The following is a 13,205-nucleotide window of genomic DNA, read 5'->3' on the forward strand; positions in this document are numbered from 1 at the left end:
AAAAAGGCTGACGCAGATGAATGCTGCGTCAGCCTTTTTGCTTTTGGTCGGCCGGTGCTTATTCCACGGCGTCCGCAGGCAGGCGTTGCAGCATGGCCAGAGAGCTGGAGACGCGATCACGCAGCTCGCGGCGGTCGACGATCATGTCCACGGCGCCCTTTTCCTGCAGGAACTCGGCGCGCTGGAAGCCCTCAGGAAGCTTCACACGCACGGTGGTTTCGATCACGCGGGGGCCGGCAAAGCCGATCAGGGCCTTGGGCTCGGCGATCACGATATCGCCCACGAAGGCGAAGCCGGCGGACACACCGCCCATGGTCGGGTCGGTCAGCACGGAGATATAGGGCAGACCCTTCTTGGCCAGACGTGTCAGCGCAGCATTGGTCTTGGCCATTTGCATCAGCGACAGCAGACCTTCCTGCATGCGGGCACCACCGGTGGCGGTGAAGCAGATGAAAGGCACTTTCTGCTCGATGGCGGTCTCCACGCCGCGCACAAAGCGTTCACCGACCACGGAACCCATGGAGCCGCCCATGAAGTCGAACTCGAAGCAGGCCACGACCACATTGATGCTCTTGACGGAGCCTCCCATGACGATCAGTGCGTCGGTCTCGCCGGTGTTCTCCAGTGCTTCCTTCAGACGCTCGGGGTACTTGCGGCTGTCCTTGAATTTCAGCGGGTCGACAGGAATGACTTCCTGAGCGATTTCATAGCGGCCTTCGGCGTCGAGGAAATGGTTCAGACGCGCGCGCGCGCCGATGCGGTGGTGGTGGCCGCAGGTCGGGCAGACGTTCTGGTTCTTTTCCAGATCGGTCTTGTACAGAACGGTTTCGCAGCTGGGGCACTTGATCCACAGACCTTCGGGAATCTGCTGGTGGCGTTCCGTCGGATTGGTCTGCTGGATTTTTGCAGGCAGAAGTTTTTCAAGCCAGGACATGGTTATTTCCTTTTCAGTTTCCACTGCACTGCGCGCCACCCGCAACCCATGAGGGCGGCGCGGCGCAGGCACTGGCGCAATCCCGGTCAGGGACAGCGAGCAAGGGCCGCCCCGCTGCGAGGCTGTCGTCCCCCTTCAAGGGGGAAGCAGCGAAGCCGCTCAGGGGGTGGCTGATTTCAGGGCTGCATTATGCGTCGAGAGCCTTTCGCACACCACGCAGAAAGTCTATTGCCAGAGGCACGATCTTCTCGTGGGGCTGGTTGTCGAGCAGGTCAATGATGCGGCTGCCGATGATGACGGCGTCGGCCACCTGGCCCACGGTCTGTGCGGTCTGGGCATCGCGAATGCCGAAACCCACGCCCACGGGCACGCTGACATGCTGGCGAATGCGCGGCAGCATTGCCTCCACGGCCGAAGTGTCCAGAGCGCCCGAACCGGTCACGCCCTTGAGCGAGACATAGTAGACATAGCCGCTGGCCACGCGCGCCACCTGCTGCATGCGCTCCTCGGTGCTGGTGGGAGCCAGCAGGAAGATCAGATCCATGTCGCGGGCCTTGAGCTTGGCTGCAAACTCTTCGCATTCCTCTGGCGGATAGTCCACGATCAGCACGCCGTCGACGCCGGCAGCGGCCGCATGGTTGACGAAGGCATCCTCGCCATGGATCTGGTCGTAGCGTTCCACGGGGTTGGCATAGCCCATCAGCACCACGGGCGTGGTCTGGTCCTTTTTGCGGAACTCGGCCACATAGGCCAGTACCTGGCTCAGGCCCACGCCGTTGGCGATGGCCTTGTCGCCCGCGCGCTGGATGGTGGGGCCGTCGGCCATGGGGTCCGAGAAGGGCACGCCCAGCTCGATCACGTCGGCACCGGCTTCCACCATGCCGTGCATGAGGGAGGGGGTGATGGCGGCAAATGGAAAGCCTGCAGTCACATAGGGAATCAGGGCCTTGCGGCCTTCTTCCTTGAGCTTGCTGAAAGTGGCGGTAATTCGGCTCATAACTTGTTGCCCCCTGCGGCAGCCTTGGCTGCATCATGTCCGGGAGCGCCCTTGACGGTGAGACCGCGCATGGAGGGACGGTCGAAATATTCGGCACCCGAGAGGTCGGCCACGGTGCCGATGTCCTTGTCGCCACGGCCCGATAGGCTGACGAGAATCGACTGGTCGGCGCGCATGGTCTTGGCCAGCTTCATGGCATAGGCTACGGCGTGGCTGGACTCGAGAGCCGGGATGATGCCTTCGGCGCGGCACAGATAGTGGAAGGCGTCCAGCGCCTCCTGATCGGTGATGCCCACATACTGGGCACGGCCGATTTCCTGCAGCCATGCATGTTCAGGACCCACGCCGGGGTAATCCAGGCCGGCGCTCACCGAGTGGGTCTCGGTGATCTGGCCGTTTTCGTCCTGCAGGATGAAGGTGCGGTTGCCGTGCAGCACGCCCGAGCTGCCTTTTTGCAGCGAGGCCGAGTGCTTGCCGGACTCCAGGCCTTCGCCCGCCGCTTCCACGCCGAACAGCTGGGTGTTCTCGTAGGGGATATAGGGGTAGAAGATGCCCATGGCATTGCTGCCGCCGCCCACGCAGGCGACTACCGCGTCGGGCTGCTTGTTAGCGCCCAGGAACTCGGGCATCTGCGTCAGGCACTCGTCGCCGATGACTTTCTGGAAGTCGCGCACCATCATGGGATAGGGATGGGGGCCGGCCACGGTGCCGATGATGTAGAAGGTGTTGTCCACATTGGCCACCCAGTCGCGCATGGCTTCGTTGAGCGCATCCTTGAGCGTTCTGGAGCCCGATTCCACGGGCACCACGGTGGCGCCCAGCAGCTTCATGCGGTAGACATTGGGGCTTTGACGCTTCACGTCTTCGGCGCCCATGTAGACGATGCATTCGAGGCCGTAACGAGCGCAGATGGTGGCCGTGGCCACGCCGTGCTGGCCGGCACCTGTCTCGGCAATGATGCGCGGCTTGCCCATGCGCTTGGCGAGCATGGCCTGGCCGATCACATTGTTGATCTTGTGTGCGCCCGTGTGGTTGAGGTCCTCGCGCTTCAGATAGATCTGCGCGCCGCCCATTTCACGGCTCATGCGCGAGGCGTGATAGACGGGCGAGGGACGGCCTACATAGTGGGCCAGCTCGGACTGGAATTCGGCGATGAATTCGGGGTCGTTCTGATACTTTGCGTAGGCCTCACGCAGCTCGGTGAGCGCGTGGGTCAGGGTTTCGCTGGCGAAGCTGCCGCCGTAGCGGCCGAAATGGCCGTGGACGTCGGGATACTGGTATTCAAACATGTGTCAGTCTGCAAAATTTGGGCATCAGCTGCACGTACGGCAGCAATGAAGTGATGAATCTTGTGGGCATCCTTGATGCCTTTGAGGGGCTTGCCGTCGGGGCCTTCGGCCTCGACTCCAGAGCTCACATCAACGGCCAGAGACAACCCGCGAGGGCGCACTTGCAAGATGCCATCGGTCACGTTTGCAGGCGTGAGTCCACCAGACAAAACGAGGTGAGAGTCGACGCTTGTTGGCAGAAGTGACCAATTGAATGCCTTGCCGCCGCCACCATAACCATCGACATGGGCGTCGAGCAGGATGGCTTGGGCCTTTGAATAACGTTGGGCATATTCTACGAGGTCAAACTGCCCCGCATCGTCTCCAAGGGGTATGCGCGCCGCACGCAACCAGGGCTGCACGCCCCGGGTGGCGGCCTCGCAATCCGCAGCCGATTCATCACCATGAAATTGCACGCAGGCGTTAGGTATTAGGTCGCAAGCAGCTATCACATTGGTAGCTGTTTCATTCACAAAGAGCAAAACAGGTGTGACAAAGGGTGGCAGCCGCCGGGCCAGCTCGGCCGCGCGTTGCAGCGTCACGGCGCGCGGGCTTGGCGCATAGAGCACAAAGCCGACGGCATCGGCACCGGCGGCCACTGCAGCGTCGACATCCTGCTCGCGGGTCAGGCCGCAGATCTTGATGCGGGTGCGGGGGGCAATGGAAGACATGGCAAATCTCTGACGTTGCAGCAATCGTTGGCCGTTGGCCGCTGGCCGCTCAGGGCAGCCAGGCAAACGGGGGGGTGTCTACAGGCAGGCCCCAGCGCGTATCGTAAATGGGGCCGAGAAAGTACAGACCGTCAGGGGAGAAGGTGGGGGCGGCCACTTCGCGCGAGCGTGCCTCCAGCACTTGCTGCATCCATTCCACGGGCTTGGAGCCCTGACCCACGTAGATCAGGCAGCCCATGATGTTGCGGATCATGTGGTGCAGAAAAGCGCTGCCCTCGAACTCGAAACGCCAGTAGCCGCATTCCATCTGTCCGTCGCGCATGGGTGCCTGGCCTGCGGGGCGGTAGTGGATGTCGATGCGGCGCAGGGTCTTGATCGGGCTCTTGGCCTGGCAGCCTGCAGCGCGAAAGGACGAAAAATCATGCTCGCCCAGCAGCAGGTCGGCGGCTGCACGCATGCGCTGCGCATCCAGGGCCTGAAACACCCAGCCCACGCGGCCATGGTCGACGCTGGGGCGCACGGGCGACTGCAGCAGCACATAGGCATAGCGGCGTGCAGTGGCACAGGCCCGGGAGTGGAAGCCATTCGGGCCGTCGGCGACCTCGGCCGCCCATTGCACGGCGATGTCCTTGGGCAAAAAGGTGTTGGTGCCGCGCACCCAGGAGTTGGGCGCGCGCTGCAACTCGGTGTCAAAGTGCACGACCTGCATCAGGCCGTGCACACCGGAATCGGTGCGACCGGCGCAGATGGTGGAGACTTCTTGAGCAGCAAAGCGGCCCAGGGCCGCTTCGAGTTTGTCTTGTACGGTGTTGCCATCGGGTTGGCTTTGCCAGCCGCGATAGGCCTGACCGTTGTAGCTGACGCCAAGAGCTATGCGCATGGCATGGCTCCCGGCGCGGGGTCTGAATGCATCAAATCAATCAACCAATCTGAGAGAGAAGGCTGTGAGCCTTGGCCTTGAGATCGCCATGGGCTTCGGCGATCACTTCCTCGATCAGTGTACGCGCTCCGTCGCTGTCGCCGATGGCATTGAACTCTTCGGCCAGGGCCAGCTTGGTGGCTAGCGGGTCTTCGGGTTCGGAGGGTGCTGGCACGGCATCGATTGGCGCAGCGATATCGGATGTGCCCAGATCCAGCGACAGGCCGCTGAGGTCGAAAGTCACATCGGCTTGCGCAGGGGCGGCGGCAGGGCTGGCGGCCTCTTCACCCGGTTGCTGCAAGGTCAGGGCTTCGATGTCCTGCTCTGTGTCCAGGCGCTCCTGGCTGGAAGACAGTTCCAGCGGCGCAGTTTCCTGTCCGCTCTCGGCCTCGGGCTGTGCCTGCGAAGGCAGGGTGAAGCTGTCGAGGTCGAACTCGAGTGCATTCAGGGAGCTTTGCTCGGCAGGCGCGGGAGCTGCGACGGGGGCCGGGGCTTGAGATGCCGTGGCGGGCAGGCTGAACGAGGCCAGGTCGTCGAGGTTCAGGTTCAGGCCATTGTCTGCTGCGGGTGCTGGCTCGGATGCGGTGACAGGGGTGTCCCACTGTGCCAGTGCCGCGAAATCCTGCTCGTTGGGCAAGGAGACGGGTTCGGAGGCCACAGGCGCTGCGCTGGCTGCGGTGTCAGGCAGGTCCGCCGGCAGCTCCAGATCCATGTCGAAGTCCATGCCGGCGGGCTCTGTGGGTGGCCCTTCGTGGCTGGCAGCGGCTTCGGCCGCCTGTGCTGCAGCCAGTGCCGAGCCGAAGCCCACGGCGGCGGCCACGCCGCCTTGCAGGGCGCTTGAGGGATCGGTGGGGCTGAAGGCGTTGGGCGCAGCCGCTGCGCCTGCTTGGGGCTGGGGAGCTCCGCCCAGCTGGTAAGTCAGATTTTCCGGGTCCAGGATACGGCCCTGATCGGCCAGCCGCTGCCATTCGGGCCCCTTGCCCTGGGTCAGGGCAAAGACGTTGTTGGCTACAGATGCGTAGGCCATGCGGTCATGGCGCTTGGCATAGATTTCAGCCAGCTTCTGGTGCAGCACCAGGCGGTTGGGGTCGCTGCGCAGCGCTTCCTTGAGGATTTCCTCGGCCTGCAGGTCGCGGCCGTAAGCCAGGTACACATCGGCTTCCGCCAGCGGGTCCACATCGCCGGCGTCGAGCTGGCTGGGAGAGTACTGCATGGACTGGCCCGACATCTGGCTGCTGCTGGTCGTGGTGTCCACGCGCTGGCCGCCGCTGGCGCCGAAGAAGGAGTCCGCTGAAAGCTGGCTGTCGCCCAGCGTGCTGTCCGCGCCTGCCGCAGCGGCTTTGCGACGCTGAGAAACACGGTAGCCGCCATAGCCCAGAAGCAGGGCCAGCAGTGCTGCACCAGCCAGCGGGATGGTCGGGTCTTCCATCAGGCTGTCGATAAAGCTGGGCTCCTCGGGAATGGGGGCCGGTGCTGCAACAGGCTTGGGAGGTGCAACCGGTGCCGGTGTGGGCGCTGCAGGCTCGGCTGCGGCCTGTGCCGGTTCGCCTTCGGTCGGAGCTGGTGCAGGCGTGGTGTCGCCTGGCTTGGCTGCATCGGCTGCAGCCGCCTCGGGTGTGGCTGGGGGCGCAGACGTTGCAGCCGCATCAGCAGCCGGTGCGAGGGCAGGCGCTGCAGCATTGGCGGCGCTGGCCGCGGGTACGGTGACTGCAGGGCTTGCCGCTGGTGCAGCTGCAGCCGGTGTGCCTGCTGCGGGAGCTGCAGCCGTACCTGCAGGTTTGGTGGCTGCCGCAATCTGGCTCAGCTCGGCCATATTGCGTTTGAGCTCATCGGCACGCGCAGACTGGTCTGCGGCCTGTTTTTGCTGGGCCACTTGCTCATCCGCGGCCACGCCCTTGACGGAGCCCTTGGACAGGGTCAGCTTGTCGGGGGCTGCGGTGTTGGCCTTGGCATCTGCGACATGGGCCTGAACCTGGCCCGAAGCGCTGCGCGATGCTGCTTCCACAGGAGCCACAGGTGCCACGCCAGCCAGTTGACGGCGGAACTGGTTGAAATCCTGAGACTGGGCCGCCATGATCTGGCGGGCTTCCTTGGCCGAGGTGGCCTGGGCGGCCGCCTGATCGGGCAACTGAATCACCGCGCCGCTGCGCATGCGGTTGATATTGCCATTGACAAAGGCCTGCGGGTTGCTGCGCAGCATGGCGACCAGCATCTGATCAAGCGAGACGCCTGCTGGCTTGTGCGCTGCAGCAATGCGACCTGCGGTGTCGCCTGTCCTGACGCGAACTTCATCGCTGCTGCCAGCCGGTGCTGCAGTGCCGGCCTGGCGTTTTCGCTGAGGCTTGGTTGCAGCTTCGTCCTGATCGCGGTCATTGCGCAGGTCCCGGCCGGCCGTGTTGACAGGGCTGGACGCCGGGCGTGCAGTCACAGCGGGACGCGCAGGCGCAGGCACCACGGCAGGCGTGGCCTGGGCAGCGGTGGTGGGCGCAGGAGCAGGGCGGCGCGTTGCAGGAGGGTCGAGCAGCAAGGTGTAGTTGCGCTGCAACTTGCCCGATGCCCAGTTGGCATCGATCACCAGGTCGACAAAGGGATCATTGACCGGCTGAAAGCTGCTGAGCTTGAGCACGGCCGAGCCGTTGGCGCGTTTTTGCACCTGCACGCGTACCGAGTTGGCCGTGCCCGTGAATTCCATGCCCTGGGCGCGGAATGCAGCTGGCGATGCGATAGCGGCCTGCAGGCTGTCGGCCTCGGCAGCGCTGAGTTGAGGGATCTCGACCTCGGCACGCAAGGGCTCGCCCAGAGCCGACTGCACCGTGATGCGACCCAGCGCCAATGCCCATGCATCGGTGGCCGGGAGGCTTGACAGTGCGAGGGTGGCTGCGGCGAGCGCAGATAGTTTCCAGCGTTGCATAGGGCTCAGACTTGATTCGTGCAGCCTACAGCCCTCTTGTTCTTGATCGGGTTTGTGGCTGCGGTGCACATAAAAATTGGAAATTCCAGCAGGCGGCAAAGGTCTCTCGGCCCGGCGGACACAGTTTGCATTGTCAACGACGCTATTGCAATGTGAGCAAAAGCATGGCTGGCAAGGCTCTCAATTGTTGTCGATTGGCAACGAGATGAAACCTAATGTAGGTTTGCTGACGGTTTGCATTCGCCCGAATAAGCGGGCAATTGTCGCCCAAGCCTGGAGCTTGGACATGAAAAAAGCGCCGGCCATCACGAGGATGACTGGCGCTTTGCTGTGCTGGATCAAGCCATTCGGAGGCTTGATGGTGGACGGGATCAGGCTGCCAGCAGGATGCGCAGCATGCGACGCAGCGGCTCGGCAGCGCCCCACAGCAGCTGGTCACCGATCACGAAGGCCGAGACATATTCGGGGCCCATGTTGAGCTTGCGCACACGACCGACGGCCACTTCCAGACCGCCGGTGGTGGCAGCAGGAGTCAGCTCCTTGACGGTCAGTGCGCGGTCGTTGGCCACGAACTTGACCCAGGGATTGCCGCCCTTGATCAGGGCCTCGATCTCTTCCAGGGGCAGGTCCTTCTTGAGCTTCAGGGTCAGGGCCAGGGAGTGGCAGCGCATGGCGCCGATGCGCACGCACAGGCCGTCCACGGGGATGGCGGCCTCGGTGCCGAGAATCTTGTTGACCTCAGCCTGGCCCTTCCATTCTTCCTTGGACTGGCCGTTGGGCAGCTGCACATCGATCCAGGGGATCAGGCCGCCGGCCAGAGGCGCGCCGAAGAATTCGGTGGGCACATCTTCGCGGATGGTCTGGGCCACCTTGCGGTCGATTTCGAGAATCGCCGAAGCAGGAGTCGCCAGCTCGTCGGCGACGGCGGCGTGCACCACGCCCATGCCCTTGAGCAGCTCGCGCATGTGGTTGGCGCCACCGCCCGATGCGGCCTGGTAGGTCATGGAAGAGACCCATTCCACCAGACCGGCCTTGAACAGACCGCCCAGACCCATCAGCAGGATGGAGTTGGTGCAGTTGCCGCCAATCCAGTTCTTGCCGCCAGCGGCCAGCTTTTGCTGGATCAGGTCGTCGTTGACGGGGTCGAGCACGATGACGGCGTCGCTCTCCATGCGCAGCGAGGAGGCTGCGTCAATCCAGTGGCCGTTCCAGCCGGCGGCGCGGATCTTGGGGAAGACTTCCTTGGTGTAGTCGCCGCCCTGGCAGGTGATGATGATGTCGCACTTGGACAGCTCGGCGATGTCGTTGGCGTCCTTCAGCTCGGTGTGCACCGTGGCCATGGCCGGGGCCTTGCCACCTGCATTGGAGGTGGAGAAGAACACGGGCTCGATCAGCGCGAAGTCGCCTTCGGCCTGCATACGATCCATCAGCACGGAGCCGACCATGCCGCGCCAGCCCACCAAACCTACCAATTGCTTGCTCATTTGAAACGCCCTTTCAGTTTTGAAAACAGTAGCTTGAGACTGATTCGTCCGGCTCGTCAGGGCCGGAAGGGGCGCGCGACGAACCGGGCTGGGTCAGCCTGTAATCGTCTTAATGGTGATTGCGCGCGCATTCACACCGGCAAGCTTTGCGGGTGTGAGGGTCTCGGGAGCGAAGGTGCGTGCGGCAAACATAAGAGTTGTCATTCTAGCGACTAGAGCCAAAGCTTGAAGAATTAAAAGTGCTTGAAACTCTAGTCATAACGTCGAAATAAATGATTTATTTTTGACGTTTTGTTTTGTTTGGTGCCGAAATTTGCGTCAAACCCAAAGCCACCGCTTTGCGGCGGTGGCCTGGCATCAGCGGTTTTCGGACCTCAGACTCCTGCCAGTGCCTTGACCACGGCATCACCCATTTCACGGGTGCTGACCTTGGTCGTGCCTTCGCTGTAGATGTCGGCAGTGCGCAGGCCGTCGGCCAGCACCTTTTGCACGGCAGCTTCGATCTTCTGGGCGGCGGCTTCCTGGCCCAGGCTGAAGCGCAGCATCATGGCGGCCGACAGAATGGTGGCCAGGGGGTTGGCAATGCCCTTGCCGGCGATGTCGGGAGCCGAGCCGTGGCTGGGTTCGTACAGGCCTTGTTTCTTGTCGTTGAGGCTGGCGCTGGGCAGCATGCCGATGGAGCCGGTCAGCATCGAGGCTTCGTCGGAGAGGATGTCGCCGAACATATTGCCGGTCACCACCACGTCGAAGCGCTTGGGTTCCTTGACCAGCTGCATGGCGGCGTTGTCCACATACATATGGTCCAGGGCCACGTCGGGGTACTGCTTGGCGACTTCGCTGACCACATCCTTCCAGAGCTGGAAGGTTTCCAGCACATTGGCCTTGTCCACGCTGGTCACGCGCTTGCTGCGCTTTTGCGCGGCCTGGAAGGCGACATGGGCGATGCGCTCGATCTCGGGGCGCGAATAACGCATGGTGTCGAAGGCTTCCTCGGCACCGGGGAAGTGGCCGTCGGGAGCCACACGGCGGCCGCGCGGCTGGCCGAAGTAGATATCGCCGGTCAGCTCGCGGATGATGAGGATGTCCAGACCTGCCACCAGCTCGGGCTTGAGGCTGGAAGCATGGGTCAGTTCCTTGTAGCAGATGGCGGGACGGAAGTTGGCGAACAGACCCAGGGCCTTGCGCAGGCCCAGAATGGCTTGCTCGGGACGCAGGGGGCGGTCCAGCGTGTCGTACTTCCAGTCGCCCACGGCACCGAACAGGATCGCATCGGCTTCCTGGGCCAGCTTCAGCGTGGCAGGAGGCAGGGGGTGGCCGGCAGCTTCATAGCCGGCACCGCCCACGGGAGCGGTTTCCATCTCCAGACCCAGATTCAGGGCCTCGAGCACCTTGACGGCTTCCGCGACGATTTCGGGACCGATGCCATCACCGGGCAAAACTGCAATCTTCATGATGTTCCTTTGATTAATTTGATAGCTGCTTACGCTCGTTATTCATAGATTTCAGATTGAATATTTATCGAAGTCTATTGATGACAATCGTAAGCAGCTCATTTATTGATAGTTTTACTTCGGGCTCAAGAGGCGGGCATCCCTCAACTGAGTGAGACCGGCACAGCAGAGAACCTTACCTCCAACATGGCCAAAGTGAGAGACGGCCAGCAAGAGCCGCCTCGCGGCAAAGGCCGTCGTCCCCCTCTGGGGGAAGCCGCGGGGCCGCCTAGGCAACGCGGCTCAGGGGGTTACTTCTGAATCAAGGTATGCGCCAGCCAGGGCTTTTGCGCCAGACGCTCGGCTTCGAAGGCCTTGATCTTGTCGGCATGGCGCATGGTCAGGCCGATATCGTCGAAGCCGTTGAGCAGGCAGTACTTGCGAAAGGCGATGACGTCGAAGGCGATCTCTTCGCCTTGGGGCCTCAGGATCACCTGGCGCTCCAGGTCGATGGTCAGCTCGTAGCCGGGGAAGGCCGCGACGTCGTTGAACAGCTGGTCGATCGTGGCCTCGGGCAGCACGATGGGCAGCAGGCCGTTCTTGAAGCTGTTGTTGAAGAAGATGTCGGCAAAGCTGGGGGCCAGGATGGCGCGGAAGCCGTACTGGTCCAGGGCCCAGGGCGCGTGCTCGCGGCTGGAGCCACAGCCGAAGTTCTTGCGCGCGATCAGGATGCTGGCGCCCTTGAAGCGGGGCTGGTTGAGCACGAAGTCGGGATTGGGCTTGCGGTCGGCTTCGGGCACGCCGGGCTGGCCGGGCTGGTCCAGATAGCGCCACTCGTCGAACAGATTGGGGCCGAAGCCGGTCTTCTTGATGGACTTGAGGAACTGCTTGGGGATGATGGCGTCGGTGTCGACGTTCTCGCGGTCCATGGGGGCGACAAGGCCCTTGTGCACGGTGAATTTTTGCATGGTGTGATTCCAGAATCTTTAGTCTTGGCGACGTTCGCGTCTTGCATCAGAGACGGCCAGCAAGGGCCGCCCCGCAGCAAAGGCCGTCGTCCCCCTTGGGGGAAGACGCGCAGCGACTCAGGGGGTTACGCAAATTTACGGATGTCGACAAAGTGGCCGTGGATGGCTGCCGCAGCGGCCATGGCGGGGCTGACGAGGTGGGTGCGGCCACCGGCGCCCTGACGGCCTTCGAAGTTGCGGTTCGAGGTCGATGCGCAGCGCTCGCCGGGCTCCAGGCGGTCGGCGTTCATAGCCAGGCACATGGAGCAGCCGGGTTCGCGCCATTCAAAGCCGGCGGCCTTGAAGATCTGGTCCAGGCCTTCGCGCTCGGCCTGTTCCTTGACCAGACCGGAGCCGGGCACGACCATGGCCAGCTTGATGTTCTTGGCGACCTTCTGGCCCAGCTTCTTGACCACGGCGGCGGCTTCGCGCATGTCCTCGATGCGGCTGTTGGTGCAGGAGCCGATGAACACCTTATCGACAAAGATGTCGTTGATGGGCTTGCCGGGTTCCAGTGCCATATAGGTCAGCGCACGTTCGATGGCGCCGCGCTTGTTCGAGTCTTTTTCCTTGTCGGGATCGGGGACGGCGGCATCGATGCCCAGCACCATCTCGGGGCTGGTGCCCCAGGTCACCTGCGGCACGATGTCGGCGGCGTTCAGCTCCACCACGCGGTCGAACTTCGCATCGGCGTCGGAATGCAGCGTCTTCCAGTAAGTGACGGCGGCATCCCATTCGCCACCCGTGGGCGCCAGGGGGCGGCCCTTGATGTAGTTGATGGTCTTGTCGTCCACGGCCACGAGACCTGCGCGGGCGCCGCCTTCGATGGCCATGTTGCAGACCGTCATGCGGCCTTCCACGCTGAGGTCGCGGATGGCTTCGCCGGCAAACTCTATGGTGTAGCCCGTGCCGCCGGCGGTGCCGATCTTGCCGATGATGGCCAGCACGATGTCCTTGGCGGTGATGCCGGGCGCGACCTTGCCGTTGACCTGCACCAGCATGTTCTTGGCCTTCTTGGCCAGCAGAGTCTGGGTGGCCATCACATGCTCGACCTCGGAGGTGCCGATGCCGTGGGCCAGCGCGCCGAAAGCGCCGTGGGTGGAGGTGTGGCTGTCGCCGCAGACCACGGTCATGCCGGGCAGGGTCGCGCCTTGCTCGGGGCCCATGACGTGAACAATGCCCTGGCCCTTGTCCATGAAGGGGAAGAAGGCGGCCGAGCCGAACTCGGCGATATTGCTGTTCAGCGTGGTGATCTGTTCCTTGCTGATGGGGTCGGCAATGCCGTCATAGCCGCGTTCCCAGCCGTCGGTGGGGGTGTTGTGGTCGGCCGTGGCCACGACCGAGCTGACGCGCCACAGCTTGCGGCCGGCCATGCGCAGGCCTTCGAAGGCCTGGGGGCTGGTGACTTCGTGCACCAGATGGCGGTCGATATAGAGGACGGAGGTGCCGTCTTCCTCGGTGTGAACGACGTGCTCGTCAAAAATCTTGTCGTAGAGGGTGCGTCCCATGGTGGTCTCGTGAGGT

Annotated in this window: 10 protein-coding genes; all 10 read right to left on the minus strand. The window is 63.2% G+C overall.

All coding sequences use genetic code 11. The annotated features are described in order from the left end of the window. Window positions 1-58: 58 nt before the first annotated feature. Entirely contained in the window at window positions 59-934 is an 876-nt protein-coding gene (gene accD, locus CSE6_RS03770) for an acetyl-CoA carboxylase, carboxyltransferase subunit beta (RefSeq protein ID WP_034353411.1), read from the minus strand. Window positions 935-1,121: 187 nt separating this feature from the next. Beyond that, on the minus strand, window positions 1,122-1,931 hold the full coding sequence (gene trpA, locus CSE6_RS03775) for a tryptophan synthase subunit alpha (RefSeq protein WP_003064247.1): 810 nt from the start codon (window positions 1,929-1,931) through the stop codon (window positions 1,122-1,124). Further along, window positions 1,928-3,220 (minus strand): tryptophan synthase subunit beta, encoded by a 1,293-nt coding sequence (gene trpB / locus CSE6_RS03780; protein ID WP_059439923.1) that lies wholly within the window; start codon window positions 3,218-3,220, stop codon window positions 1,928-1,930. Before trpB ends, trpA begins: the two co-directional genes overlap by 4 nt. Continuing rightward, window positions 3,145-3,930, minus strand: a complete 786-nt coding sequence (locus CSE6_RS03785; RefSeq protein WP_059439924.1) for a phosphoribosylanthranilate isomerase — start codon at window positions 3,928-3,930, stop codon at window positions 3,145-3,147. Before CSE6_RS03785 ends, trpB begins: the two co-directional genes overlap by 76 nt. 49 nt (window positions 3,931-3,979) lie before the next feature. Then, window positions 3,980-4,810, minus strand: coding sequence for a tRNA pseudouridine(38-40) synthase TruA (gene truA, locus CSE6_RS03790; RefSeq protein WP_034389371.1), 831 nt, complete (start codon window positions 4,808-4,810; stop codon window positions 3,980-3,982). A 40-nt stretch (window positions 4,811-4,850) separates the two neighbouring features. Continuing rightward, window positions 4,851-7,760, minus strand: coding sequence for a FimV/HubP family polar landmark protein (locus CSE6_RS03795; RefSeq protein WP_059439925.1), 2,910 nt, complete (start codon window positions 7,758-7,760; stop codon window positions 4,851-4,853). Window positions 7,761-8,131: 371 nt separating this feature from the next. Then, window positions 8,132-9,244, minus strand: coding sequence for an aspartate-semialdehyde dehydrogenase (gene asd / locus CSE6_RS03800; RefSeq protein WP_059439926.1), 1,113 nt, complete (start codon window positions 9,242-9,244; stop codon window positions 8,132-8,134). Between the two features lie 374 nt (window positions 9,245-9,618). After that, on the minus strand, window positions 9,619-10,695 hold the full coding sequence (leuB, locus tag CSE6_RS03805; RefSeq protein WP_003064266.1) for a 3-isopropylmalate dehydrogenase: 1,077 nt from the start codon (window positions 10,693-10,695) through the stop codon (window positions 9,619-9,621). Window positions 10,696-10,985: 290 nt separating this feature from the next. After that, a complete protein-coding gene (gene leuD, locus CSE6_RS03810) occupies window positions 10,986-11,642 on the minus strand; it encodes a 3-isopropylmalate dehydratase small subunit (protein WP_003057935.1) in 657 nt (218 codons plus the stop codon). Window positions 11,643-11,767: 125 nt separating this feature from the next. After that, the gene (gene leuC, locus CSE6_RS03815; protein ID WP_003064269.1) at window positions 11,768-13,189 is read right to left on the minus strand and encodes a 3-isopropylmalate dehydratase large subunit; all 1,422 of its coding nucleotides are present in this window, start codon (window positions 13,187-13,189) and stop codon (window positions 11,768-11,770) included. Window positions 13,190-13,205 lie beyond the last annotated feature (16 nt).

It is taken from the genome of Comamonas sp. E6 (assembly GCF_001010305.1).
Taxonomy (GTDB): domain Bacteria; phylum Pseudomonadota; class Gammaproteobacteria; order Burkholderiales; family Burkholderiaceae_C; genus Comamonas; species Comamonas thiooxydans.

What these genes read in the sequence shown, in the direction of transcription:
- leuD (WP_003057935.1), bottom strand. Translation starts at nt 11,642, where the DNA reads ATGCAAAAATTCACCGTGCACAAGGGCCTTGTCGCCCCCATGGACCGC.
- truA (WP_034389371.1), bottom strand. Translation starts at nt 4,810, where the DNA reads ATGCGCATAGCTCTTGGCGTCAGCTACAACGGTCAGGCCTATCGCGGC.
- trpA (WP_003064247.1), bottom strand. Translation starts at nt 1,931, where the DNA reads ATGAGCCGAATTACCGCCACTTTCAGCAAGCTCAAGGAAGAAGGCCGC.
- accD (WP_034353411.1), bottom strand. Translation starts at nt 934, where the DNA reads ATGTCCTGGCTTGAAAAACTTCTGCCTGCAAAAATCCAGCAGACCAAT.
- CSE6_RS03795 (WP_059439925.1), bottom strand. Translation starts at nt 7,760, where the DNA reads ATGCAACGCTGGAAACTATCTGCGCTCGCCGCAGCCACCCTCGCACTG.
- asd (WP_059439926.1), bottom strand. Translation starts at nt 9,244, where the DNA reads ATGAGCAAGCAATTGGTAGGTTTGGTGGGCTGGCGCGGCATGGTCGGC.
- CSE6_RS03785 (WP_059439924.1), bottom strand. Translation starts at nt 3,930, where the DNA reads ATGTCTTCCATTGCCCCCCGCACCCGCATCAAGATCTGCGGCCTGACC.
- leuB (WP_003064266.1), bottom strand. Translation starts at nt 10,695, where the DNA reads ATGAAGATTGCAGTTTTGCCCGGTGATGGCATCGGTCCCGAAATCGTC.
- trpB (WP_059439923.1), bottom strand. Translation starts at nt 3,220, where the DNA reads ATGTTTGAATACCAGTATCCCGACGTCCACGGCCATTTCGGCCGCTAC.
- leuC (WP_003064269.1), bottom strand. Translation starts at nt 13,189, where the DNA reads ATGGGACGCACCCTCTACGACAAGATTTTTGACGAGCACGTCGTTCAC.